At 69.5% G+C, this 24,144-nt stretch carries 25 protein-coding genes; 19 read left to right on the top strand and 6 right to left on the bottom strand.

The genetic code is table 11. The features are described from left to right. The 5 genes from IPN47_15685 to IPN47_15665 all read left to right on the top strand — a co-directional run bounded on the left by IPN47_15685 (nt 1) and on the right by IPN47_15665 (nt 5,974). The gene (locus IPN47_15685) at nt 1–396 is read left to right on the top strand and encodes a hypothetical protein (GenBank protein MBK9409456.1); all 396 of its coding nucleotides are present in this window, start codon (nt 1–3) and stop codon (nt 394–396) included. Then, a complete protein-coding gene (locus tag IPN47_15680) occupies nt 393–1,079 on the top strand; it encodes a hypothetical protein (protein ID MBK9409455.1) in 687 nt (228 codons plus the stop codon). Before IPN47_15685 ends, IPN47_15680 begins: the two co-directional genes overlap by 4 nt. A 150-nt stretch (nt 1,080–1,229) precedes the next feature. Next, entirely contained in the window at nt 1,230–2,393 is a 1,164-nt protein-coding gene (locus IPN47_15675; protein MBK9409454.1) for an acyl-CoA dehydrogenase family protein, read from the top strand. Nucleotides 2,394–2,450: 57 nt separating this feature from the next. Then, nucleotides 2,451–3,953, top strand: a complete 1,503-nt coding sequence (locus tag IPN47_15670) for a methylmalonyl-CoA carboxyltransferase (GenBank protein MBK9409453.1) — start codon at nt 2,451–2,453, stop codon at nt 3,951–3,953. Nucleotides 3,954–4,147: 194 nt separating this feature from the next. After that, nucleotides 4,148–5,974, top strand: coding sequence for a multicopper oxidase domain-containing protein (locus IPN47_15665; GenBank protein MBK9409452.1), 1,827 nt, complete (start codon nt 4,148–4,150; stop codon nt 5,972–5,974). A 149-nt stretch (nt 5,975–6,123) separates the two neighbouring features. On the opposite strand, the gene IPN47_15660 is transcribed toward IPN47_15665, so the two are convergent. After that, nucleotides 6,124–7,695, bottom strand: coding sequence for a DUF4173 domain-containing protein (locus IPN47_15660; protein ID MBK9409451.1), 1,572 nt, complete (start codon nt 7,693–7,695; stop codon nt 6,124–6,126). 119 nt (nt 7,696–7,814) lie between these two features. On the opposite strand from IPN47_15660, the gene IPN47_15655 reads away from it, so the two are divergent. Genes IPN47_15655 through IPN47_15645 form a run of 3 tightly spaced genes read left to right on the top strand, consistent with a single transcriptional unit; the run spans nt 7,815 to nt 8,805 of the window. After that, the gene (locus IPN47_15655; protein ID MBK9409450.1) at nt 7,815–8,144 is read left to right on the top strand and encodes a winged helix-turn-helix transcriptional regulator; all 330 of its coding nucleotides are present in this window, start codon (nt 7,815–7,817) and stop codon (nt 8,142–8,144) included. Further along, nucleotides 8,141–8,581 (top strand): SRPBCC domain-containing protein, encoded by a 441-nt coding sequence (locus IPN47_15650; GenBank protein MBK9409449.1) that lies wholly within the window; start codon nt 8,141–8,143, stop codon nt 8,579–8,581. The genes IPN47_15655 and IPN47_15650 overlap by 4 nt, the downstream gene beginning before the upstream one ends. Beyond that, the gene (locus tag IPN47_15645; GenBank protein MBK9409448.1) at nt 8,578–8,805 is read left to right on the top strand and encodes a hypothetical protein; all 228 of its coding nucleotides are present in this window, start codon (nt 8,578–8,580) and stop codon (nt 8,803–8,805) included. Before IPN47_15650 ends, IPN47_15645 begins: the two co-directional genes overlap by 4 nt. Before the next feature lie 23 nt (nt 8,806–8,828). Here IPN47_15645 and IPN47_15640 read toward each other — a convergent pair whose 3' ends face one another. Beyond that, nucleotides 8,829–11,081 (bottom strand): penicillin acylase family protein, encoded by a 2,253-nt coding sequence (locus IPN47_15640; protein ID MBK9409447.1) that lies wholly within the window; start codon nt 11,079–11,081, stop codon nt 8,829–8,831. Between the two features lie 182 nt (nt 11,082–11,263). Between IPN47_15640 and IPN47_15635 the strand changes: the two genes are divergently transcribed. The 6 genes from IPN47_15635 (at nt 11,264) to IPN47_15610 (ending at nt 16,317) form a co-directional block, all read left to right on the top strand. Further along, entirely contained in the window at nt 11,264–11,836 is a 573-nt protein-coding gene (locus IPN47_15635) for a MaoC family dehydratase (protein ID MBK9409446.1), read from the top strand. 28 nt (nt 11,837–11,864) lie between these two features. Further along, nucleotides 11,865–13,175, top strand: a complete 1,311-nt coding sequence (locus IPN47_15630) for an MFS transporter (protein ID MBK9409445.1) — start codon at nt 11,865–11,867, stop codon at nt 13,173–13,175. Next, nucleotides 13,172–14,209, top strand: coding sequence for an aryldialkylphosphatase (locus tag IPN47_15625; protein ID MBK9409444.1), 1,038 nt, complete (start codon nt 13,172–13,174; stop codon nt 14,207–14,209). Before IPN47_15630 ends, IPN47_15625 begins: the two co-directional genes overlap by 4 nt. Before the next feature lie 301 nt (nt 14,210–14,510). Then, nucleotides 14,511–15,149, top strand: coding sequence for a hypothetical protein (locus IPN47_15620; GenBank protein ID MBK9409443.1), 639 nt, complete (start codon nt 14,511–14,513; stop codon nt 15,147–15,149). Next, on the top strand, nt 15,146–15,646 hold the full coding sequence (locus tag IPN47_15615; GenBank protein ID MBK9409442.1) for a DinB family protein: 501 nt from the start codon (nt 15,146–15,148) through the stop codon (nt 15,644–15,646). Before IPN47_15620 ends, IPN47_15615 begins: the two co-directional genes overlap by 4 nt. A gap of 140 nt (nt 15,647–15,786) precedes the next feature. After that, the gene (locus IPN47_15610) at nt 15,787–16,317 is read left to right on the top strand and encodes a hypothetical protein (protein MBK9409441.1); all 531 of its coding nucleotides are present in this window, start codon (nt 15,787–15,789) and stop codon (nt 16,315–16,317) included. 35 nt (nt 16,318–16,352) lie between these two features. Here IPN47_15610 and IPN47_15605 read toward each other — a convergent pair whose 3' ends face one another. Further along, a complete protein-coding gene (locus IPN47_15605) occupies nt 16,353–17,759 on the bottom strand; it encodes a sulfatase-like hydrolase/transferase (GenBank protein MBK9409440.1) in 1,407 nt (468 codons plus the stop codon). Nucleotides 17,760–17,921: 162 nt separating this feature from the next. Between IPN47_15605 and IPN47_15600 the strand changes: the two genes are divergently transcribed. After that, nucleotides 17,922–18,926: a hypothetical protein gene (locus IPN47_15600; protein MBK9409439.1), complete on the top strand. Its 1,005-nt coding sequence runs from the start codon at nt 17,922–17,924 to the stop codon at nt 18,924–18,926. Between the two features lie 27 nt (nt 18,927–18,953). Here IPN47_15600 and IPN47_15595 read toward each other — a convergent pair whose 3' ends face one another. Further along, complete coding sequence (locus IPN47_15595) at nt 18,954–19,973, bottom strand: NAD(P)H-binding protein (protein MBK9409438.1); 1,020 nt, start codon at nt 19,971–19,973, stop codon at nt 18,954–18,956. Nucleotides 19,974–20,100: 127 nt separating this feature from the next. Here IPN47_15595 and IPN47_15590 point away from each other — a divergent pair, with 127 nt between their 5' ends. From IPN47_15590 to IPN47_15580, 3 genes are read left to right on the top strand one after another with little or no spacing between them, the layout of a single operon-like run. Next, nucleotides 20,101–20,892 (top strand): hypothetical protein, encoded by a 792-nt coding sequence (locus IPN47_15590; GenBank protein ID MBK9409437.1) that lies wholly within the window; start codon nt 20,101–20,103, stop codon nt 20,890–20,892. Then, complete coding sequence (locus IPN47_15585) at nt 20,889–21,296, top strand: ChbG/HpnK family deacetylase (protein MBK9409436.1); 408 nt, start codon at nt 20,889–20,891, stop codon at nt 21,294–21,296. Before IPN47_15590 ends, IPN47_15585 begins: the two co-directional genes overlap by 4 nt. Beyond that, a complete protein-coding gene (locus tag IPN47_15580; protein ID MBK9409435.1) occupies nt 21,293–21,538 on the top strand; it encodes a hypothetical protein in 246 nt (81 codons plus the stop codon). The genes IPN47_15585 and IPN47_15580 overlap by 4 nt, the downstream gene beginning before the upstream one ends. Before the next feature lie 222 nt (nt 21,539–21,760). Here the strand turns inward: IPN47_15580 and IPN47_15575 are convergent, their stop codons facing one another. Next, on the bottom strand, nt 21,761–22,705 hold the full coding sequence (locus IPN47_15575; protein ID MBK9409434.1) for a hypothetical protein: 945 nt from the start codon (nt 22,703–22,705) through the stop codon (nt 21,761–21,763). Here IPN47_15575 and IPN47_15570 point away from each other — a divergent pair. Next, nucleotides 22,674–23,162 carry a GGDEF domain-containing protein gene (locus tag IPN47_15570; protein ID MBK9409433.1) on the top strand — a complete coding sequence of 163 codons (489 nt, stop codon included), beginning with the start codon at nt 22,674–22,676 and terminating at the stop codon, nt 23,160–23,162. The genes IPN47_15575 and IPN47_15570 overlap by 32 nt on opposite strands. A gap of 67 nt (nt 23,163–23,229) precedes the next feature. Here the strand turns inward: IPN47_15570 and IPN47_15565 are convergent, their stop codons facing one another. Then, the gene (locus IPN47_15565) at nt 23,230–24,141 is read right to left on the bottom strand and encodes a hypothetical protein (protein ID MBK9409432.1); all 912 of its coding nucleotides are present in this window, start codon (nt 24,139–24,141) and stop codon (nt 23,230–23,232) included. Nucleotides 24,142–24,144: the final 3 nt, after the last annotated feature.

Below are 24,144 nucleotides of genomic sequence, written 5' to 3'. Positions count from 1 at the left end.
ATGCGTCAGCCGATGATGCGCATCTCCCGAACGCTCTGCTCCGCCGCCGTCGCGTGGACGGTCTTCGCGTCGGGGTGTCGCACTCCAGACGCTCCGCCGACCATCGAGACGCCGTCAGCTGCAGTGCCCGGCGACGCCCCCGCCATCGCGCTCGCCCTGGGTCGCGGCATCAACCTCGGGAACATCCTCGAGGCGACGAACGAAGGCGCGTGGGGGCTCCGCCTCACCGACGATCTCGTCGCCATCTGGCGGCAGCTGGCGAAGCGCGATGCGATGAAAGCGCGCGGCTTCACGTGGGCGTACTGGCAGCTGGCGGCGGCATTCGGCATCTACCAGCTGGGCACGGAGTTGGCGGGGGGAGTTGCGGGATGCGCTGTTTCGCTAGGAAGAACGTGAGGCGCATCGACGTGATGTCGCGGTGCTGCACCCGACGGCTCGCGCTCACCCTGCTCTCGCTCAGCGTCGCTGCCTGTCGCCTTCGCGACTCAGGGCGCGTCGATTCGTTGGCGCTCCGGCAGGATGCAGCCGGTCCTCGGCTACGGGTCGCGATCATCGGGCGGACAAACGATCCGCGCATCTCGGCGGCACGTGAGGCGGTTGACTACTGGAATGCGGAGTTCTTGCGCCTCGGGCGGCGCTTTCGATTGGACGCACCGGTTGTCCGCACCGACTCGATTCCAGACGCACTCCTGCGCGCGGCCAGCGGCGAAGCGGTGCTCGGTGCCGGGCCGGCGACGTCGACGCTGCGGCGGACCCTGTCGGCAGTGCCCGCCGACATCGTCATCGCGCTGTCGCAGACCGATCTGATTTCCTTCGGTGTTCGTTGGCGCCCCGGCCAACTCGGCGCGGTGGGGATTCGGCGAGCGGACGTGTGGCCGCTCTCGCTGCCGAACACGGTGCGGAACGTGATCGCCCATGAACTCGGGCACGTCCTGGGACTCGAGCACAACGGCGACGCCACCACGCTCATGTGCGGCCGGCCAGCGTCCTGCCGCCCGGTGGACTTCGCGTCAGGTAACGCTAGGTTCTTTCCACTCACCGCCGAGGACGAGCGCCGGTTGACGAGGCGCTGGCCCTAGCCGAGCAGGACGCACGACCGCAGGCGGCGAATGGCTCGCGGCCCACATGGGATTCCGCCGACGCCAACTCCGCCACACCTTCGTCCGATCGCTCCCGAGCAACCGCGCGCCACGGTCACCGGCGCGCCGCCCTCTGCCTCTCACGGTCCCATGACCTCGCACGCTGGCTCTCCCTCCTCGTCCCCCACCGCTGACGCCGAAGAACTCGCCCTCTTCCGCCAGAGCGTCGCCGCCTTCGTGGAGGAGGCAATGGTCCCGAACGACCCCGCGTGGCGCAAGCAGCAGCATGTGGGTACTGACATCTGGCGCCGCGCTGGCGAACAGGGGCTCCTCTGCATCGACATCCCGACCGAGTACGGCGGGATGGGGGGGACCTTCTTCCACGAGGCGATCCTGCACGAGGAGTTGTCGCGTCGCGGGATCAGCGGCTTCGGCGCCGGGGTGCACAGCATCTGCGCGCACTATGTGCTGAACCATGGCACCGAGGCGCAGAAGCAGCGCTGGCTGCCGCGCCTGGCGAGTGGGGAGCTGATCGGTTCGATCGCGATGTCGGAAGCGGGAGCCGGGTCGGATCTGCAGTCGATCCAGACGCGCGCGGAGCGCGATGGCGACGACTACGTGATCAACGGGACCAAGCTCTTCATCACCAACGGCTACCTCACGTCGTTCATCGCGCTGGCGGTCAAGACCGACTCGTCGGAACGCGCGAAGGGGATCTCGATGCTGATGGTGGAGACGAAGGACCTCCCCGGGTATCGGGTGGGGCGCATCCTCGACAAGATGGGGCTCAAGGCGCAGGACACGGCGGAGCTGATCTTCGAGGATGTGCGCGTCCCGGCGTCGTGCTTGTTAGGCGAGGTGCCCGGGCGTGGCTTCTCCCAGATGATGTTTGACCTCCCCTACGAGCGAATGATCATCGCCGTGGCCGCGGTGGCGGCCATGGAAGGGGCGCTCGACGCCACGCGCCAGTACGTCAAGGAGCGCCAGGCGTTCGGCAAGGCGATCGGCGACTTCCAGCACTCGCGCTTCACCCTGGCCGAGGCAGCGACGATCGCCCGCGTGGCGCGTTCGTTCGTCGACGATTGCGTGGCCCGCGTGGCGTCCGGGACGCTCGACACGGCGACCGCGGCGATGGCCAAGTGGTGGACCACCGACATGCAGCAGAAGGTGCTCGACGACTGCGTGCAGCTGCACGGCGGCTACGGCTACATGAACGAATACCTCGTGTGCCGCATGTTTGCCGACGCGCGCGTGCAGCGCATCTATGGCGGCACCAACGAGATCATGAAGGAACTCATCGCGCGCACCCTGTAGGCCGTGAGCGAGCAGACGTGGGACCCGGAGATCGCGGCGCTGCGTGAACGGCAGCGCATGGCGCAGGAGATGGGCGGGGCGGAGAAGGTCGCGCTGCAGAAGGCGAAGGGGAAACTCACGGTCCGCGAGCGCATCGACGCCCTGCTCGACGCCGGGACGTTTCGCGAGATCGGGAGCATTTCCGGCGTCGCCAGCTACAACGACGACGGGACGCTGGCGCACTACACCCCGGCCAACTTCATCCTCGGACGTGGACGCATCGACGCGCGTCCGATCGTGGTGGCGGCGGACGACTTCACCATCCGCGGCGGCGCGGCCGAGGCGACGATCCACGAGAAGCAGGTGCAGGCGGAACAGATGGCCAACGAGCTGCGCCTCCCCATCGTGCGCCTCATCGACGGGACGGGCGGTGGCGGATCGGTCAAGACGCTCGAGACGAGCGGCTTCACCTACATCCCGGCGCTGCCGGGGTGGGACTGGTTGGTCGACAACCTGGCGACGGTCCCGGTGGTCTCGTTAGGGCTGGGGCCGGTGGCGGGGCTGGGGGCGGCGCGGCTGGTGTCGTCGCACTACTCGGTGCTGGTGAAGGGGATCGGGCAGATGTTCGCCGCCGGCCCGGCACTGGTCACCGCCGCGGGGCGCGCGGTGACCAAGGACGAGTTGGGTGGGGCGGAGGTGCATGCGCGCAGCGGCGCGGTCGACGACCTGGCCGACGACGAGGCGGGAGCGCTGGCGCTGGCGCGGCGCTTCCTGTCGTACCTGCCGTCGTCCGTCGACGCCGTGAGCGACCGCGTGACAGCGGACGACCCCGCCGATCGCAGCGAACGCTGGCTCGATGGCGCCATTCCGCGCGACCGGCGGCTGACCTACAAGATGCGTCCCATCCTCGAGGCCATCGTCGACCGCGACTCGCTCTTCGAGATCGGGCGCCGCTGGGGCGGTTCGATCATCACGGCCTTCGCTCGCCTCGATGGCTGGCCGGTGGCGGTGGTGGCCAGCGACGTCAGCGTCAGCGCTGGCGCCTGGACAGCCGAGGCAGCGCAAAAGCTCACCCGCTTTGTCGAGTTAGCCGAATCGTTTCACCTGCCGGTGGTGAACTTCGTGGACATCCCGGGGCTCATGATCGGCGTCGAGGCAGAGAAGGCGGGGACGTTGCGGCATGGCGGTCGCGCCCTCGCCACCGTGTACCAGGCGACCGTCCCGTGGTGCACGGTCATCGTCCGCAAGGCGTTCGGTGTTGCGGCCGGCGGGATGTCGAACCACACGCGCTTCAAGTACCGCTACGCCTGGCCGTCGGGGGACTGGGGGTCGCTCCCGATCGAGGGCGGGATCGAAGTGGCGTACAAGGCGCAACTCGACGCCGCCGACGATCGCGACGCGGCTCGGCGCGAGATCACGGAACGGCTCAACCGGGTGCGGTCGCCCTTCCGGACGGCAGAAAAGTTCGGCGTCGAGGAGATCATCGCGCCGAGCGAGACACGGGCCCTGTTGTGCGAGTTCGCCAACCTGGCGGCGCCGCTGCGGAAGGTAGGACGGGTGGGGTTCGGGTTCAGGCCGTAGGCCGAGGGGATCACCTCCGGGAGGGAGAGGTGTGTTGACTCCGTCCCCGGTGCCCTACATCGTCCCCAGCGGCGATCTTCGCCGCCCCTCCCTCACGAGAGCGCATGCTGCCCCTCCGCGCTGAATGGCCTCACGCAGACACACGGCGGCCGCACGTTAGGCACTCGCCCGACGTTGTGCGACGTCGAGCGACAGTGGCCACGCTGCTCGCCGTCCTCATGGCATGTGATGCGCCCGCGCCGGCGGTCGAGCCCACTCCGACCGCGCAGCCGAACGACCTGCGGGTGAGCGTCGGGACACGAGCAGGGAAAACGCTCATCGTGGCGCTCGAGGCACGTCAGGCGTTCTGGCGTCCGTCGGCGGACGACGGTCCCGCGCTCGAAGTGGCGACCTTTGCGGAGGCAGGAAAGGAACCGTCGGTTCCGGGGCCATTGCTTCGCGTCCCGGTCGGTGACTCGGTGTCGATCACCCTGGTCAACCGGCTACGCGATACGCTGCTCGTTGCCGGCCTGCGCGATCCGCGATCGCCCGACACCCTGGTCGTCGCACCTGGCGATACGGGACGCGCGCTGTTCCGGGGCGAGCGACCAGGGCTCTACGGATATTTCGGGAGCACGCGGCGAGGAGCCCAGTCCTGGAGCGGCGGACGCGGAGGACAGCTCAGTGGCGTCATCGTGGTGGACTCGGTGAATGCGCCACCGGATCGAATCTTCGCGATCACCGCCTGGGCCGGTGCGCCGCCAATCGACGGCGATTCCACCTTCCTGCTGGCGATGAACGGCAAGATGTGGCCGCACACGGAGCGGCTGCAGGTGGCCGTCGGGGACTCCGTGCATTGGCGCGTGATCAACTTCGCCGGGAGCCTGCACCCGATGCACCTGCACGGTGCGTACTTTCGCGTCGACGCGCGGGGCACGCGAACGGGGGACACGGCGTATACGACAGCACAGCAGCGTTTGGCAGTCACCGAGCTGCTGGGGCTGAAGGAGACGATGTCGATCACCTGGAGCCCGTTACGCGCCGGGCGGTGGCTCTTCCACTGCCACGACGCCTTCCACGTCGATCACGTGCAGGAACGGGAACTCCCCGTGGCGTCGCGGATGTGGGCGGCCAGCCTGCGCGGCGACACGACCCGGTTGGCAGCGGACGTGCATCCCGAGAATGCCGTGCACGGAATGTCGGGACTCGTCATGGGGATCGACGTGACAGGTCCCGCGCCCGAGCGTGCTTCGGTCAATCCTCGACGCATCGCGCTCACGGTGCAACAGCGCTCGCGCGTCTTTGGCGATACGGTCGGCATCGGCTTCGTGCTCGCGGCCCCAGGAGCTGTGGCCGCCGACTCGATCGAGATTCCCGGACCTCCACTTGTGCTCCAACGAGATGAAGCGGTCGCGATCACAGTTCACAACCGCCTGGCGATCCCGACATCGGTGCATTGGCACGGAATGGAGCTGGAGAGCTACTTCGATGGTGTCGGCGGATGGAGCGGCAGCGCCACTCACGTTGCCCCGGTGATCGCGCCGCGTGACTCGTTCGTGGCCCGATTCACCCCTCCGCGCTCGGGCACGTTCATTTACCACTCGCACTTCGGCGAGGTGCGGCAGCTGTCGCTCGGCCTCTTCGGCGCACTGGTGGTCCTGGACCCGGGAGAGCAGTGGGACGCGGAGCGTGATCGCGTGGTGCTGTTTGCCGTCGCGGGGGTGGGCGATTCGGCGCTGGTGGTGGCGCATCACTCCAAGCAGCCGCTGCGACCGGGCGTCACGTATCGCATGCGCTTCATCAACATCACACCGGCCGATGCCGTCGAAGTGGAGGCACTGCAAGGAGGCGCCGCGATGACGTGGCGTCGCGTCGCGAAGGACGGCGCGGACGTTCGTGCGCCGGCGCTTGGCCCGGCGCGGCTGCGGTTCGGGCCGGGAGAGACAATCGACGTGGAGGTCACGCCCAAGGCTGGAGCCGGACCGCTGACGTTCCGGAACAAGTCGTTCAACAACTTCGATGTGGTGATCCCCGTGCGGTGAAGGTCGTACCGGCGATCGCGATACGATCCTGACGTGCGCTCGTGCCCATCAGGTGAGCGGGGGTGCCGCGGCGGCACACACGCGTCGCGTCGCGGCGCAGCCGCGTCGTCGGGAACGCGCGCCACGCGATCGGCAGCAGCAACACGGATTCAGGGCCCACGAGACGCTGGCTCGTTGACCGGGACTCCCGCGTTCCTCCCGACCGCGACTCCCGCACACAATCGCGCCACCTCGTCCTCCAGCATTCCTTGCTCGACCGCCCCACGCCCCAAGCGCGCCCCGAGGTTCCACGACGTGTCCTCGACGCGCACCCAGCGCTTGCGCAGCGCCCGCGCCCCCGCGCACGCATGCGCCGACGGCGCTGCGCCTCGCAGGGCATGCACCACGGCCGGCGCCGCATCGCCGCTCAACCGCGTCAGGTACTCGTAGTCGATCCCGCGCGCATCAGGCGTCCGCGACAGGTTCCCGCGCGCAATGATCAACTCGGGATTGCCGATATTGAGCGCTCCCAGCGCCGCGAAACCGGACAGCACCGCGATCGCCGCAAACGGTCGCGCACGTCCGCGCAGCACGGTCAGCGCCAGGGCCACCGACACGACGGCGATCCACCCCATGAGCGCGGTGGCGTACAGTCGGTCGGTGGTGAGCCCGAAGTACCCCACATAGAGCCGCATGCGCAGCACCGCCGACGCGATGATGGCGGCGAGCAGCACGAGCAAGAGGAGCGACAGCTGCCGGTGTCGCCGTACGAGGCGCGCGTCGTCGATGGCGGCGCGCGTGCCGAGAATGAGCGGGAGCACCAGCGCCGACACGGCCACCAGCTCGAAGAAGCCCCGCCGCGCGTACTCGGCGACGGTGAGTCCCGTCGTGGCGAGGACGACGTCGGCGCCGCCGAAGAACCACCGCAGCTGCAACGACACGAAGAGGGCGAACAGCGCGATGACCGTGCCCAGCGAGGCGATCACCTCGGCGTGACCGAGACGCATGGGGAGGTGCGCCGGGAGGGTTGGGCGCGGGGAGAGGGCCAGTACGGCGCCACGTAGCCAGCCGGCAGAGAGCCAGGCGAAGACCCCGAAAAGAGCCAGATGCGGGACGATCTGCGCGACGTCGAGCGTCGGCAACCGAAAGAACGAGGCGAAGACGGGATCGGCGCGGGAGAGGAGCACAGTGAAGACGAAGGCGAGCGGCGCCGTGAGGAGCAACGCGCGCACAGCGGTCCACGAGGCGCCACCCCGCGCGGCGGGGAGGGTGAAGAGGTCGGCGTCGCGCGCCACGAGCGTGGGCGCGCCGACCAGCAGGTCGCGCACGGTGTAGGCGCCGGCGGCGATCACATCGCGCAGTCGCGCCGCCAGGATAGACGGGGCGGGGAGGCCGGCGGCCGACATGGCGAACATCGAGAGCGAAACGAGCGTCCCGAGCACGTTGGCCACGCGCAGCTCCTCCGCGTCGCGCCAGGAAAAGGCAATCGCGCAGGCGACGGCGAGGGCGAGCCAGCCGCGCTGTTCGCGGTTGGCGACGAGTCCGTCGTAGCGCGCGACGCTGACCGCCGCCACGGCGAGCGCGAGGACCCAGATGGTCCACCCCAATCCGCCCGGCGCCCCTCGGAGGGCGACGTCGGCCAGGATGCCGAGCGAGGCGCCCTCGACGAGGATGCGGCGCGGGGTGCGCGCACGCTCGCGCACTCCCTCGCCGGTTGCGGTAGCCGTGATGCCAGTGCCCATCGGAGCGTCGCCTCGGGTAAGGATTGCGAAGTACTTTACAACGCAAAGTTGACGAGCACAAGTCGGCAGGGAGAGTCGAGCGGCTTGACAACACATAAGGCTGGACTTATGAATAGCACATGTCCAACACTGCCGCGGCCGAGAACCGGATCTTCCACGCACTCGCGGACCCTAGTCGCCGGGCAATCTTCGAATCGCTGACGCGGGGCGAAGCGGCGGTGAAAGAACTCACGGCGAAATTCGACATCTCGCAGCCAGCGGTGTCGCAGCATCTCGCCACCTTGCGGGCCGCCGGCCTGGTGCGGGGGCGGAAGGCGGGGCGCTCGGTCTACTACCGGGTCGAGCCCGAGGGACTGAAGCCACTCACCGATTGGATCCAGCACTACCGCGCGTTCTGGACAGAGCGCATCGACCGACTCGAAGGACTTCTGGAGCGGATGGACCCATGACGCCACACGACAAGACGGCCCCGTCGCAGTCGGACTCGATCGCCTTCGACTTCGACCTGCCTCACCCGCCGGCAAAGGTCTGGCGCGCGCTCACCGACCCCGAGCTTCTGTCACAGTGGCTCCTCCCGACGATCGGGGTGGAACTCGCACCGGGGGCGACCTTTGCCTTCCATGCACCACCGCAGCCCGGATGGGACGGCGTCGTGCAGTGCCGGTTCGTCGAGATCGAAGCCGAGCGGAAGCTCCGCTACACGTGGGTCGTGGGGGAACTCGACACGGTGGTGACGTTCACGCTCACGCCCACGACCACCGGGACGCACCTGGAGCTGACGCAGTCGGGTTTCCGCGAGGACCAGAAGCGCAACTTCGGCGGCGCACGCTACGGCTGGAGAATGATGGGGGACAGGCTCGTCGAACTGCTCGGGAGGATCGCATGAACTGGAATGGCTGGATGCGCTCGGCGCACCGGTGGTTGTCACTCGCCTTCACCGGAGCGGTGGTCGTGAACCTCGTGGCGCTGTTCCAGAAGCGACAGGACTTCTGGATCGGCCTCCTGGCGCTCATCCCGTTGATCGTCCTGCTGGTGACGGGGCTCTACCTGTTCGCGCTCCCGTACGCGGCCCGGTGGCGGGGCGTACGGCGCGCGAGGGCGACACCGTAGCGCAGCGTCCTGCGCGGCCGCCGCTACCGCTTCCAGCGGACCACGGGCCCCACCTGCGCCGCCGCGATTTCTGCCGGCGTAAACGCGACGTCGATCCACTGCTGCTTCGAGTACACCTCGGTCATGTCGGCGAAGTGTGGCGAGGCGGTGTTGGTGGATTGCGAGTAGGTGACAATAAAGCGTCCGTGCGGCCCGCGCGGTCCCAACGTGACGGCGTGGATGTAGCTGTCGCCGGTGCGAATCTCGGTGATCCCCTTGCCGACCTCGAAGGCGCCGGGGGATACCATATGGTACGTGTAGCTGGCCCCCGAGACGGGGAGGCGGCGCCCGCCACGCGACGAGGCCTGCACCTCGCCCAGCGGCGCGTCGAGCGCGACCTGGCCGCCGGTGAAGCGCGCCACCGCGCGCGCCAGCGCCCGTCGCGTTTCGTCCGATGGCACGAGCCCTCGCGGAGTCCCGACGGGGTCGGCGGGGTCGAACGGGACGCGCCAGAACCGCGGCGCAAAGGCGAAGCCGGTCATGGGAACACGCTCGATGTTCCGCGCGAACTCCGCGAAGAGCGCGGAGCCGCGCGACTCCAGGCGGTCGGTGCGGTCCCATGCCCCCAAGACGCGACAGCCCTCGGTGAGATCGACGGCGGCCCCTCCCTCCAGGGTGACGCGCGGCGTCGCCCGGCAATCGGCGAGCAGGTCGTCGAGCACGAGTTCGGCGGTGAGGTTGCGCGAACTAAAGAAGCGCTGCTCCCACGCGGCCGGGGTGAGCGGTGCCCCTGACGGCGGGGTGAACCCCTGTGCGTACAGCGCCGCCACCCGCGAACGCTCGCCGCGCGCCGTGCGCTCGGGACCGATGACCTTGAGGAATCCCTCGAGCGCTCCCGCGGGAGATGGGGTCGAGAACCAGTGGGAGTCGTTGGAGTTGAGCGTCACGTCCCGGCGAATGGTCCACGGGCGCAGCTGTGCGGGGATGATCCCCGGCTGCGGGGCGCGGGGATCGCGGGTCCAGGCGCACTGCGGGTCCGATCCGTCGAGCACGGTGACGTCGGCCAGGTCCTCGTACTGCCGCGCGGCGCTGCGCACGGTGCAACGGGCCAGCTGCGCGTCGGTGACGTAGCCGGCGACGGAGATGTTGGCGAAGAAGACCTCGCCGTGCCGGTCGGCGGCCGTGATGTTCGACCACGGCGATCCGTGGTACTTGAAGAGCGCGTCGCGAATGCCATGGACCGACTTCGCGCGGGCAATGGCGAGGAAGGTGTCGGCCATGCGCACGTTCCCCCGTTCCGGATCGGCGAAGGCGTACGCGCGCTCCCGGGTCCACGGGAGGTTGGGAGTAACGATGATCGGGCCGTAGCGCGTTTCCCAGATCGTGTGCGTGCGCACGTCGGAGCTCGTGGGGATGCGGACGGTGACGGCGCGCATGGCCACCGTCGAGTCTCCCACGCGATAGCGCGTGGGGTCCGACGGGTCGAGGGTGAGTTCGTAGATGGTGCTGCGCTTGTCGGTGGTGTGCGTATCGGACCAGCCGATGGACTCGGAGAAACCGATCATCGGCACGGGGACGCCGTAGAGGGTGGAGCCGAAGAGGTCGAGGCGTCCCGGGACCGTCAGGTGCATGGCATAGAGGCGCTCGGTGCCTCGCCAGGGGAAGTGCGGATTGGAGAAGGTGAAGCCCCCGCCGTTCGGGCCGAGCAGCGCGCGCCCGGCACCGAGGGCGTTGGAGCCCCCCGTGGGACCGCCGCGCTGGGCCAGGGCGAGGAAGATGTCGTGACGCAGCGGCGACGAGACGTTGCCCACGCGCGCACCCGGCGGGGCGGCGCTCGCGATCTCGCGCAGGAGCAGCATCGAGGTCATGATGAGCGGCACCTGCGTCACGCGCCGCCAGATGTCGTCCTCGGTGACGGGGCGGAACCACGATCGGTCGCGGCACCATTCGTTAGGCATCGGCGTGCCGCGCACGTGCCGGTTGAAGCCGGCCACATAGCCGCGCAACAGGGCCCGCACGTCGGCCGAGGCGGCGCGTCGCACGGCAGCCACCGCCTCGGCGTCGAGCAGGTAGCGATAGACGGCATCGCTCTCCACGTTGGTGAGTCGCACGCCCACGAAGTCGTCGACGTAGCCGCTGTCGGGGCCGATGTAGCGGCTGCGGTCCCCGGAGAGCGTCACGATCTTCTCCATCGTCAGGCAGAGGTTCTCGCGCGCGAAGGCCCAGCCATATCCCTCGCCGGCCCCCGCGAGGGTCGAGGCGCGCACGTGGGGCATGCCGTACGCGGTGTATCGCACCTCGACCGTCGTGGAAGGGGGCTGACTGTGGGCCGGGGCTCCCGCGAGCAGGAGGGCGACCGCAGCGGCCGCGAGGGGCCATAAACCCAGCATCGTCAGTCCATCGCCCCTCGTCGCCGTCGATCGCAGGTCACGCCGGTTCATCGATCCCCCGTGAAGAGTGTTCACTAGCGCATTTGTGAATGCTCACTAGCTTTTTGGGTCGTGTCAACCTGCCCGAGGATCCCGTGTCCCCGTCGCCGTCCAACGCCTCACCGTCCGGAAGTTCGGCCGTCGCCGCCAGGGGGGCGCTGCGCGCCCGCGTCGGGACCGAACTCGGCGTCTCCGACTGGTACCTGATCACGCAAGCGCGCATCGACGGCTTCGGCTCCGTCACCGACGACATCGAGCCGTTGCATAACGATCCGGAGTGGTGCCACCAGCACAGTCCCTACGGCCGCCCCATCGCGCACGGCTTCCTGACGCTCTCGCTCCTGACCCGATTCCTGCACGACATCACGGCGAATGCGATGGCGGGCGACACGCGACATGCCGGCTTCCCGCTCAACTACGGTTTCGATCGTGTCCGCTTCGTCTCGCCGGTCCCCGTCGACTCGCGCATCCGCGGTCGCGTGGTGCTGACGGAGGCCGAGTCGCGCGAGACGGGCGAGCTGTTCAGGTTTGCCGTGATGGTCGAGATCGAGGGATCGTCGAAACCTGCGCTCGTGGCGGAGTGGCTGTCGCTGTGGGTGGCCGAGGGGGGCGCGTGCGGGTGAGCATGCGAGCGCGCCCGCGAGCGAGCCGATGATGGAGCGCGAGCGCACGCAGGGCGCGTGGTCGTTGGCGATCGTGCTGTTTCTCGCCAACAGTCTGTCGTTCGTCGACCGTCAGGTGCTGACCCTCCTGGTGAAGCCGATGCGTGCGGAGCTTGGCATCTCCGACGTGCAGGTGAGCCTGCTGCAGGGACTCGCGTTCGCCAGCCTGTACGCCATCCTCGGTCTCCCGCTCGGGCGATTGGCCGATCGCACGCATCGACCGCGCCTCATGGCGGCGGGGATCGCGGTGTGGAGCGGGATGACGGTCGCGTCGGCGTTTGCCAGCGACTACGCGCACCTGTTCATCGCTCGCATGGGGGTGGCGGTGGGCGAAGCGGCGCTCGCGCCGGCTGCGGTGTCCTTGCTGTCCGACCGATTCCCACGGTCGCGCGTCGGGCGGGCGATCGCCCTCTTCCAGGCGGGGATCTTCGTTGGGTCGGCGCTCGCGCTGCTGGCGGGCGGGTGGCTGCTCGCTGCCTATGATGCCGGCGGGTTGGAGTGGTTGCGCGCGTTAGGCATCACGAGCGGCTGGCGGGCGGTACTGCTGGTGGTTGGGGCGCCGGGGTGGCTCGTGGCGCTCCTCCTGCTCTTCGTGCATGAGCCGCGGCATGGCGCCGCAGCGCCATCGACGCCACAGCTCGGCGTTCGTGCCTCGCTGGCCTGGGTGTGGGCGCGGCGCGATGTGTACACCGGCGTCATCGTCGCCTTCACGGCGATCACCGTGCTGGCCTACGGCTCGCTGGCCTGGGCCCCGACGGTGCTGGTGCGCGTACACGCCCTCGCATCGGCCGATGCGGGGATCCGGCTCGGGATGATCATGCTCTTCGCGGGGCCGCTGGGGGTCGTGGGCGCGGGGTGGCTCGTGGACCGGTTGGCGGCGAAGGGCCGCGCCGACGCGCCAATTGCCGCGGCGATGGGTGGGGCGATCGCCTTTGCGATCGTGGTCCCGGCCTTTGCCCTCGCCCCCACGCTCGCGCTCGCGATGCTTGGCGCCGTGGCGCTCGCCTTTGCGCAGGGGTATCCCTACGGCATCGCCAGCACCTCGTTCGCGATGGTCACCCCGCCGGAGATGCGCGGGCAGGTGGTGGCGCTCTATCTCTTGATCTCGAACCTGCTGGGGCTGACACTTGGTCCATTGCTCGTGGCACTCGGCACCGACCGCATCTTTCACGACGATCTGGCCGTCGGACGATCGCTGGCGCTCCTGCCGCTCGTCACGATCCCGTTGGCGATCGCCGGGCTGGTCGGTGCACGCTCGGCGTATGCGCGTGCCTACGCTGCCATCACCCACACGCGATAGTTGGAGGCCCGGTGGCCGGCTTCATCCAGACGGTGCTTGGCCCGATCGCTCCCGACGCACTGGGGGCAACGCTGCTGCACGAGCATGTGTTGTGTGACATCCGTCCTCCGGCGTGGCGCGCGGACGGACTCCGTGGCTACGACATCCCCATGGAGGAGCGCTTTGCCATCGACTACGGCGAGGTGCACGCCCCGGGCAACCTGATCCTTGACCAGGTGGAGCTGGCGGTCGCCGAGCTCACGCGCCTGCGCGCCGACGGGGGGCGCAGCGTGGTCGATCTTTCGTGTGGCGGCCTGCATCCCGACCCGTTGGGGCTCGCCGAGGCGTCGCGTCGTGCCGACGTGCACGTGGTGATGGGGTGCGGCTGGTATGTGGATGACTACCAGGCGCCAGAGAACGCCGCGCGCACGGTGGAGAGCTTCGCGGCCGAGATGCTCGGACAGCTGCAACAGGGGGCGTGGGGGACCAGCGTGCGGGCCGGGATCATCGGCGAGATCGGGTGCCAGGCGCCGTGGACGCCGATGGAGCAGCGCGTGATGGAAGGGGCGGTGCTGGCGATGCAGCAGAGCGGGGCGGCGCTCACGGTGCATCCCGGGCGGCACCCCGACCAGCCGCAGGAGGTCGCCGACTTCCTGCGCGCGCGCGGCGTGGACATGTCGCGCGTGGTGATGAGCCACATCGACCGCACGATCTTCGACGATGACCGCCTCTTCCGGCTGGCCGACACGGGGTTGGTGCTCGAGTTCGACCTGTTCGGCATGGAGACGACGTACTACAAGCTGTCGGACATCGACATGCCCAACGATGGGGTGCGCGTGGCGACGTTAGGCAGGTTGAAGGGGCGAGGGCACCTGGGCCAGATTGCGATCAGCCAGGACATCTGCTATCGCTCGCGCCTGGTCAAGCTCGGGGGGCATGGCTATGGGCACGTCTTCCGGAACGTCGTTCCGCTGATGCGGCGTCGCGGCTTCAGCGAGGCAGACATGCACCAGATCCTCGTGGCGACGCCGGCGCGCCTGTTGACCCTCCGCTGAATGCACGCAGTTCACGGGTAGGGCGGCCGGTGGTGGCCACTGGTACGCGTTGTCGGTCGGGCCACGTGGTGGCGGATGGTCGGGGACGGTCGAGCGCGCTTCGTGGAGAGCACGTCCGGCGCTTGCCCCTGTCGCCCGCTTGCACCTGCAGCACGGTGTGGCGAAGCTTCGGTGCGTCACCCGTCCGACACGTCGCGACGCGAAGTGGCGCACCCCGATCCCACACCGAAGCGTGACGACCACCCCACAGGCTGGATTGCGTCCATCGCCCACGCGTGGCCGTGCCATGATTGGCGCGGCCATGGCGCTTCTCGTCGCGTGGCCCACGGTGGCGCGCGCCGATGCCGGCATCCCGATGTTGATGCTCGTCTGGCCGCCAGCGTGGGCGCTGTTCGTCCCGATCGTCGTGGTCGAGGCCCTCGTGGCGCGACGCCTCCTGGCCCTGCCGTACCTCGAGTGTGCCAGACTCTCGTTGGTGGCCAACGCCCGATCGACGATCATCGGCATCCCGTTGACCTGGTTGGTCCTGGTCCTGGTGGAGATGACGCTGGGGATGGCGCTGGCCTCCCTGGTCCAGTCGTCGGCGCTGGGCCAGTTCCTCCTCGTCCCCCTCTCGTCGGCGTGGCTCATGCCTAACGCCAAGCGGTGGCAGGTGTACCTGGCGGCCGCCATCCTCTGCGTGCCCTTCCTGCTCGTCTCCATTCGCCTGGAACGCTGGAGCGCGGCCCGGAGCATTCCCGCCGACCAGGCGCGCCGATGGGCGAAGGCCGCCAACCTTGCGACGTACCTGCCGATCATCGCCGGCCTCCTGGTGCTGAGCGTCTTCAGCTGGTACCGCCCGCCCGCCGGCGAACTGCAGCGCGCCCGGTTGCATTCGGGTGCGCCGCCGTCGCCCGCTCCCCCAAACGTGCCGCAGCCCCTCACGCGAGGCCCCTCGTGAATATCGCCGCCACCTACGACTACCTCACCCGCGCACGGCGAGACCTCTGGCGCACCCTCGAGGCGGTCCCTGACGCACTGCTCTCACGTCCCCTCATCGAGGGTGTTCGGTTCGAGTGCCTCAAGGACTACGTGTTTCACATCGCCGAGGTCGAGGATGGGTGGATCAACGGCGACATCCGGGGCGGACAGATGCTGCAGCGCGCCATCCCCGAGCTTCGCGACGCCGGGCCGTCGTTCGCGGCCATTCCGCTTGGCACGCTGCTCGACTACTGGCGCGTGGTCGAGGGGGAGACGCTGCGCTACCTCGCGTCACTCACGGAGCATGACCTGGCGCGCGTGGTTCCGCTGGAGGACTGGCCGGAGAAGCAGCTGACGGTGGGCGCGCTGCTCTCGCATGTGATGATCCACGAAATCCGTCACACGGCGCAGCTGTGCGTGTTGCTACGATCACAGGGTGTCGCCCCGCCGTCGCTCGACCTGCTGTTCTATCTGTAGGGGACGGATGGGGTCGTCGATCCGTGATGCCAGGATCGAGCGTCCGGAAGCCGCACCCATCGGGATGGCGCGACGGAGATTGGCCGCCGACGAGGTGAGGCGCTATGTTCGGGCCCACGTCCCTCCCGACTGACGAGCCCATGTCGCGCCTCGCCCTGCTCCCCCTGTTGTTGCTGGCGGCTGCCACGTCGGCGCGCGCCCAGATGCCCCCGTCGTTTGCCGGCGCGTGGGCCAGGGTCGACAGCGCCCCCGAGCGCCCGACCGTGGCCGCCACCGGCGATGCGCGCTTCCCGATCGGCAACATGGGGGGTGGCTGGGGTTCGCCCTTCACGATCCGGCAAACAGCCGACTCGCTGGTCGTCGAGGTCGTGCACTTCTCGTCGTACGACCTCCAGCCCAAGCTCCGCTACGACTTCGCGCTCGACGGGAGCGAAACGCGCCAACGCATCAACATCGCGCACGCCGAATTGGTGCTCCGCTCGCGAGTGCGCTGGGACGGCGCCACGCTGGTGATCACGACGCTGTACCCCAACCCGCCCGAGATCGGGGGGGCGCCGACCGAGGTACGACAGCGGCTCACCCTCGACGAGTCGGGGCGGCTGCTGATGGAGACCGCGCGCCCGGGAGCCCGGGCCCCCGACGTGGTCCGCACGCTCTACGTCCGACGCTGACGTTAGGCACGCGGAGGCCGGCGCATCCTGCCGGGCTATCGCGTGGCTGGCGGTGTGTAGGGATCCTTGGCCCCGATGGGGACGTTGGGATACCGCCGGGTGCTCTCGGTGAAGGCGCCGACCAGGCGATCGAAGTGCGCGAGCGCCCACGGGTGCACCGCCTTGATGTCGGTCTCCTCGCGCGGGTCGGAGCGCAGGTTGAACAGGCGCATCAACGGTGGCTCGGTCACGCGTGGCTCGGGCTGGAAGGCATAGTGGAACTTCCAGTCGTTCCACTTCACCGCCCGCACGTCGTTGCCGGTGAACATGAGCACTGTTTCGCGCGCTGACGTGGCCTGTCGCTTCTCGAGGTAGGGGAGCTGGTTCACGCCGTCGAAGGCCCGGTCCTTCGGGACGATGTCGGCGCCCACCGCAGCTGCAATCGTGGGGAAGAGGTCCATCTCGTGCACGATGCCGTCGAGCGTCTGCCCGCGCGGTATGCGCCCCGTCCAGCGCACGACGCAGGGCGTGCGCACGCCTCCTTCCATGACGGTGTTGTAGAAGCCGCGCCAGACCCCGGACGTCCCGCGCCACGGCCGCCGCCCCTCGGCGCCATTGTCGGTGCACCAGATGACCAGCGTGTTGTCGTCGAGCTTGAGGCGCTTGAGCGCGCCCGTGATGAGCCCCACGTTGTAGTCCACATCGGCCATGGCATCGCCGATGTCGCCGGCGCGCGTCTTCCCGGCAAAGTCGGGGTGCGACAGCGTCGGGAAGTGGAGCTGCGTCATCGGGTAGTACAGGAAGAACGGCGTCCCGGCGCGTGCGTGCTTCTCGATGAAGGTCACGCCGCGTCGTGCCGCCTCGCGATCGACCAGCCGTCGCGTTTCGGTGTCGAAGACGCTCACGCGCCGCGGCGCCTCACCGGCCTTCTGCTCCCAGATGAAGGAAGAATCAGCCGGGTTGGCCTTGAGCTCCGGCGCCTGCATCCATTGCGCCTCGTTGCTGGTGTTGGGGATGCCGTACCATTCGTCGAACCCCTGATCGATGGGGGTCCGATGGTCGATCCAGTTGGTCCCCCCAAGGTGCCACTTGCCGTAGAGCGCCGTCGCGTAGCCGAGCGGCTTGAGCGCTTCGGCGATCGTCGTCTCCCACAGCGTGAAGCCCGTCCCCTGCGTGGCGCCGGTGCGCACCGCGTATCGTCCCGTCATCATCGCCGCGCGCGACACGGTGCAGGAGAACTCGACGTTGAAGTTGTCGAGGCGAGCCCCCTGCGCTGCGATGCTGTCGATGTGTGGAGTCGGAACGCCGCGCACACTGCCGTACGCGCCCACCTCGCCCCACCCGAGATTGTCGGGGAAGATGAGGACGATGTTGGGACGGGCCGCTCGCCGCGGGGAGCGTTGCGCGGCGAGCGGCGCGGGGAGCGTCGCGCAGGCCAGCACGGCAAGCGCGCCAAGCGGCACGCGCGGAACGTGTGGGGAGCGGACGGCCACGGGGCGCGGGGGGCCGGCCGGGGGGCGGCGGGGGGGCGCGGCCCGGGGGGGGGCTCGAGAAGGACGGCACGCCAATCTGGTCGTCCTCGACGCGTTCGGCAAACGCCCGTTCTGCTCGGTCGTCTCTATGGCATGCGTCACCGTCCTGCTCCCGTTCGCCCGTCCTCACGCGGGCCTGCGCTCCTGTCCCTTGTCGCGCTGCTCGTCGTCGCCGCATGCCACGATGACCTGGACGGGATGCCCAAGGCGTGGCGCCCCCTCGAACTCGGCGACGACTGGCGCTGCCCCGCGATGGCCGGTCGCTACATCTACGCCCCCGAGCCGATCAGCTGGCAGCTCGCCGGTCGGCACGTCCCGTGGGACAGCGTCCCGGCCGAGTTGGAGTACTTCGCCATCGCCGGATCGGCCGACACGACGTTGCACGTGACGGTGGGGTACGTGGACGGCCGCACGCACGAGACTCGGCTACAGAAGGGGACGCCGTACGCGCGCGACTACCATTGCGAGGACGGGTGGCTGCACGTGCGCGCGGGCGAGATCTCGGATCGGTTCGACGGTGAGGTGGCGGGGCTGGGGTTCTTCGCGAGAGCGCACGCGATGCGCATCGCGCGCGGGAAGAGCGGCACGCTGGTCGCGCGGCTGGATCGCACCGACTACGAGGAGTTCGTGGTCTGGTGCGGGGACGGCTGCAAGGGATTTCCGCTGCCCTGGACCTTCGAGACGCGCTCGACCTGGAGTCGGGCGGAGCCGTGGGCCGAAGGGGCGCCTCGGCCGAGCGTGGTGGCGAAGCAACGGGAGGAGGCGCGCCTCAAGCGCGATCCCGTCTACCTCGAGAACCAGCGGTTGGAGAATGGGGAGCCGGTGGCCGGACAAGCCGAGGCGCGCAAGCGCGTCATGGCCGCGCTCGTCCCCGGCATGCTGGTGCGCGCGGTGGCGCCACGCGACAGCGGATGGCACCTGAGCCTCGAGTTCGAGGAGATGCCGCAGCTCGTCACCTTCATGGAGCGGCTCACGCAGTCCGGGCCGGTGGCGGAGGTCAAGGTGCTTCCGCTGTATCGCGCGAAGACCACCAACGGGCACTGGATCGATGTGGTGTACGTGCGTTACGAGCGGCAGGCGCAGTCGCAGCGGCGGTGACGCGCGCGCTGCGTGCGCGGTCGTCTGCTAGAACACCGCGTGCTCGCCCCGATCGTCGGCCACTTCCCCGCGCAGCATCCGCGCGTAGTGCTCGCGCAGCGTCTCGGTGCCGGTCGAGGGCGTTGCCTCGGCGTCGTATCGCTCGTGCGCCGCGTCCCATACGAGCATCGATTCGGTGGCGTAGTAGCGTCCGATGCGGGCGAACTCGGCCTTGTCGGCCAGCGGGGGGATGGCCCGGCCTAACGCGCTGAGCACGCCGATGATGACGTCGAGGAGCGCGACCGGGACGCGCGTGAAACGTGGCGGGCGTCCCGTCAGCGCGAAGAGCATCTCCCCCTGGGCGCGCGGCGTCATGGCGGGGCCCGGCCCGCCGATAGGGAGGATCCGATTCCCGCGCGACGGGTCCTCCAGGCACTCGGCCAGGTAGGTGGCGACATCGTCGTCGCTGATCGGCGTACAGCGGGTGAGCGTCCCATCGCCGAAGACGAGGAACGGTTTGCCGTCGCGCACACGTTGCACCTGGCCGGAGAGCGACTTGAAGAAGGCGGTGGGGCGAACGATGGACCAGGTGAGGCCCGACGCCATCAGCGCCTGTTCGAACGCGAGCTTGGCGTGCTGGAAGGCGAGTCGTGGCTTCTGCACGCAGATGGCCGAGAGTTGCACCCAGCGCGACACGCCGGCCTGCCGTGCGGCGTGGAGCAGGTGCACGTGCGCCTGGTGATCGATGGCCCAGGCGTCGCGTGGTGCCCCGGTGCGCGAGGCCAGGCACGAGACCACGGCGTCGAAGCGGTCGCCCTGAAAGCCGTCTCGCGCGATGGAGCCCGGGTCGGTGACGTCTCCCGTGCGCACGGTCACCCCCGCCATCGCCCCCGCATCGGCGTTAGGCTCGGCGCCCCGACGCCCGGCGCGCGGCCGGACAAAGCAGGTGACGTGGTGGCCATGGCGCCGGAGCGCGCGCACCGTGGCGCGCCCGATGCTCCCGGTGGCGCCGACCACGAAGACGCGGAGGGGAGACGCGGGGGCTGGGGGTTCGGACGGCGGTGACATGACGCACGAAAGATCGGTGGAGGCGCTGACGGACGCTACCGCGGCGCATGGGGCGGGCGGTTGCCGACCCCCTCACGGCGCCGCAGAATGTCGGGGACTCGTCGCACCGCTTCAACCGTCGCCGTCCATGCTTGCACGCCTCAACCCGGCCCTCCGGTACTTCACCCCTGCCCGGGCGCTGACGCCGCACGAAGCGTTGCAGCTGCGGGTGCTCGTCAGCGGCACCCTCATCGGCCTGGTGGTGGCGGCCGCGTCCGTTGCCGCGACGACCCTGCTGACACCGACGGTGTCCTCGGCCTTCATCGTGGCGTTCGGCATCGGCTGTGTGGCGCTCCTCGCGGCGATCCGCGCCGGCGCGTCGCTGCAAACACTGCGGATCGCCGGCCTGGTGCTGCTGGGGGCGTTCTTCTCCGTGCAGTGCCTGCAGACCGCCGAACTCGATTGGGCATCGCTCAAGTGGCTCACCTTGCTCCCGATCATCTCCTGCCTGCTGGCCGACGCGCACGGGGCGCGCGAGAGCGCCGAGCGCCCTGTGCACGCCCTGTGGAGCGGGACGGCGTACGCGCTACTCCTCGCGATCTTCATCGTGGTGGCCAACAGTCGCGGCTGGACCGCCGGGGTCACGGGTGACGAGGAACTCGTCGCGGGCGTGGCCCTCGGGCGGCTCATCGACTTCATCCTCTTCGCCCTCAGCGTGGCGGGACTCATGTCGGCCCACCGCGTGGCGCAACGGCGCCTGGAGGAGGAGTTGCGCCTGTTGCGCACGATGCTGTCGGTGTGTGCGTGGTGCCGGCGTGTCCACGACGCCGACGACGGGTGGATCCCTCCGGACCACTACATCGTGCGGCATGGCGATCACACGCTGTCGCACGGCATGTGCCCGGACTGCGAACGCACCATGCAATCGCAGCTGCGGTGAAGCCGACGGCCGGCGCGCGTGGCCGGGCGCTGCGCGGGTGGTGGTTCGCGCTCGCGGCGGTGGCGATCGGATACCACGCGGCCCCGGTCCCGCACATTGCGCCTGACGAAGCGCTCCTGGCGCGGCTCGGATATCCTCCCACGGCGCGCCTTCTCATCCTGCACGCCGACGACATGGCGATGACGTCCGGCGTCACGCACGTGACGCAGTCCGCCGTGCGCGCCGGGATCGTGAACTCCGCGTCGATGCTGGCTCCCCCGTCGTTCGTCGATTCCGTCCCCACGCTCCTTCGTGCCGGCGAGCGATTCGACATCGGCGTGCACTTGACGCTCACCAGCGAGAGCGCTCGCCTGCGCTGGCCGCCGGGGCGCTGGACGACGGCCACATCGCCATCAACGACATGAGCGGGATCTCGCCTGACATGGCGCCGGCGGCGTGGGATGCCTACCACCGCGACGTGCTGCGGCGGCTCCGCCCCGGCATACCGATGCTCATCGTGCACCTGGGGGAGGACCCGCGTCCCGAGCGTGAGTCCTTCGCCGAGCACGACGGCGGGTGGGGGGCGACTGGCGCGCGCGCGACATGCGCGCGATGTCGGACGCGGAGTTCCGGCGTCTCGCACAGGCCGAAGGGGTACATCTGGTGACCTGGCGCGACCTGGGGCGTCCGACGACGCTCTGCCGAGGCAATGGGTCATGAGGTGACAGGAAATCCGGGATGAGACGATGGCGAGCGCGGCAGCAGCCGATATATAGGAGTAGGTGACGTCGTACCATGCTCGACGCCTCCCCTGCGGGAGTTCATCGTGCCTCACACCTCTCCGGACTCCAACGCCCACACGCTCCGGCAGCTGGAAGCGCTCGCTGCCCTAGCCGAGATCGGCCCGGAACAGACGGAGCGTGACATCATCCAGGTGGGCGCCGACGTGGCGCAGCGCGCCACCGATAGTCAGGTCGCCTACCTCCACTTTCTCAACGAGGACGAGGAGACGATCGAACTCGGGACCTGGTCGCACGACACGCTCACGCACTGCTCGGCGGTGCACGACCGGCACTACCCCGTGAGCGCGGCCGGGATCTGGGCCGACACGGTGCGCCTGCGTCGCCCCGTCAGCCACAACGAATACGCCTCGGTCGTCGGTCGGCGCGGACTCCCGACCGGACATTCCCCGCTCAGTCGCCATCTCGGCGTCCCCATCGAGCATGACGGACGCATCCGGCTCCTCTTCGGTGTCGGGAACAAGGTGGCGCCATACGACGAGGACGATGTGCGCACGCTGGAAGTCGTGGGGCGTCGCGTCTGGTCGCTGCTGCTGGGGCGGCGCGAAGTGGAGCGGCTGCTCGATCTCGAGCGGCGATTCGAGCACGTGAAGTCGTTGGCCGCGGTCTGCGCGTGGGAGTACGACCCGTCGGAGGACCGCATGATCTGCGACGGCGCGTTCGCCACGATGTTCGAGACGCCGCATGTCGGCGACGTCCCGCGGACGCTCGCGCAGTTTCTCCAGTTCGTCGACCCTCGCGACCATGAGCGGGTGCAGAACGCCCTGCGTCGCGATCTGGTGGGGACGCGCGTCGGCCTGCGGATCGGTGGTGTGCGCGCCACCGGGGGGAGCTTCATTGCGGAGCTCAAGTGGGAAGTGCGTCCGCGGGAGCTCGGCGACGAGGTCGTCGTCGTCGGGATGTTGCAGGACCTGACGGAACGCCTCCGCCTCGAGGTCCTGCGGCACGACGCCGAAACCGACGTCCTCACCGGGCTTCCCAACCGGCGTCGGCTTCGCGTCGCTGCTCAAGGACGGCCAGGTCGAGCGCCGCAATGCGTCGGACGGATACGCCTTCCACTACATCGACCTCGACCACTTCAAGCCGGTCAACGACACGCACGGGCATGCGGCGGGCGACGAGGTGCTGCAGGTGATCGCGCGCCGGCTGCAGGGACTCGTCAGGCGGGACGATATCGTGGTGCGACTCGGCGGGGACGAGTTTGCCATCGTCCAGAGCGGCGTTTCCAGTGCGGCCGGGGCCGAGACGCTCGCGGCCAGGGTGATCGACCTCGCGTCGCAGCCCATCGCGATCGGTCCGGTGGAGGTGCGGGTGGGGGCGAGCATCGGGATTGCGGTCTGCGTGGGAGGGAGCACGCCGCTGCTGCACGCGCTGCAGCTTGCCGATCGCGCGCTGTATCGCGCCAAACGGGCAGGGGGCGGCTGTTGCATGTTGAGCCACGTGGACGAGGCGGCACCGGACGTTCAGGCCGCCGCCGGCGACCTCGCCTAACGCCAGTCGGCCTGGCGGGTTCACGGCGCGCGCGTCCTGGCGACGCGGCGCGCCTCACCGGCACGGTTCAGGCCGTGCCGACGTACAGCGTGGCCATCCGCCGTCGTACGTCGTTGGGCGTGGCGCGCGCGAGGACGCTGGTCCCGATTCCCTCGACGGCGAACGACGCGACGGCCGAGGCGAATCGCAGCGCGTGTGCATCGCCTCGCTCGGGCCACCGTCCCAGCGAGGTGATGAAGGCACCGGCGAAGGCGTCGCCTGCCCCCGTGGGATCGGCCACGCGGGCGAGGGCGACGGCGTCTGCTTGCAGCGGGGCCTGACCCCGACGCCTGATCCACGCTCCGCGCGACCCGCGCTTGACGACGACGAGCGCGGGGCCGAGGGCGAGCAGTCGGTCGGCCCCCTCCGTCGGGTCGGTGGTGCCGACGGCGAGCGCCATCTCACCCTCGTCCACGAACAGGACGTCGATCCGCTTCAGCAGGGCGAGCAGTTCCGTCGGGCGCTCGCTCCACCAGTGCGACATGCTGTCGAGCCCCACCACGCGGGCATCGGGGGAGGCGTCGCGCAGGCCCTGCTGGATACGCGGATTGGTGCTGCCGAGCAGCAGGGCGTAGTTGGAGTCGCGGTGCGCCGGTACTGGAGGCGTGCGCCCGTCGGCGACGCCGCGATCGCGCGCGAGCGTCACGCGGTCGTCGCCGTCGGCGTCGTAGCGTGCGTGCCAGCGGAAGGTCCTGCCCTCAAGGATCTCGATGGCAGAGGGATCGACGCCGCGCGACCAGACGTCGCGCAGCGCGTCGAAGGCAAAGTCGGTCCCCACGGTCCCGACGATGCGCGCGGGGAGGGCGACGCTCGCGGCCGTGGCCGCGTAGAGTGCCGAGCCCCCGGGGACGTCGGCGTGCACCTCCCCAGCGCGCTCGGTGGTGTCGAGCGTGAGCGTTCCGCCAACCACCAGTTCGCGCACACCGTCGGTCATCGTCATCCG

It is taken from the genome of Gemmatimonadota bacterium (genome assembly GCA_016719105.1).
GTDB lineage: Bacteria > Gemmatimonadota > Gemmatimonadetes > Gemmatimonadales > Gemmatimonadaceae > SCN-70-22.
This window is presented reverse-complemented; position numbering and strand designations above follow the sequence as displayed.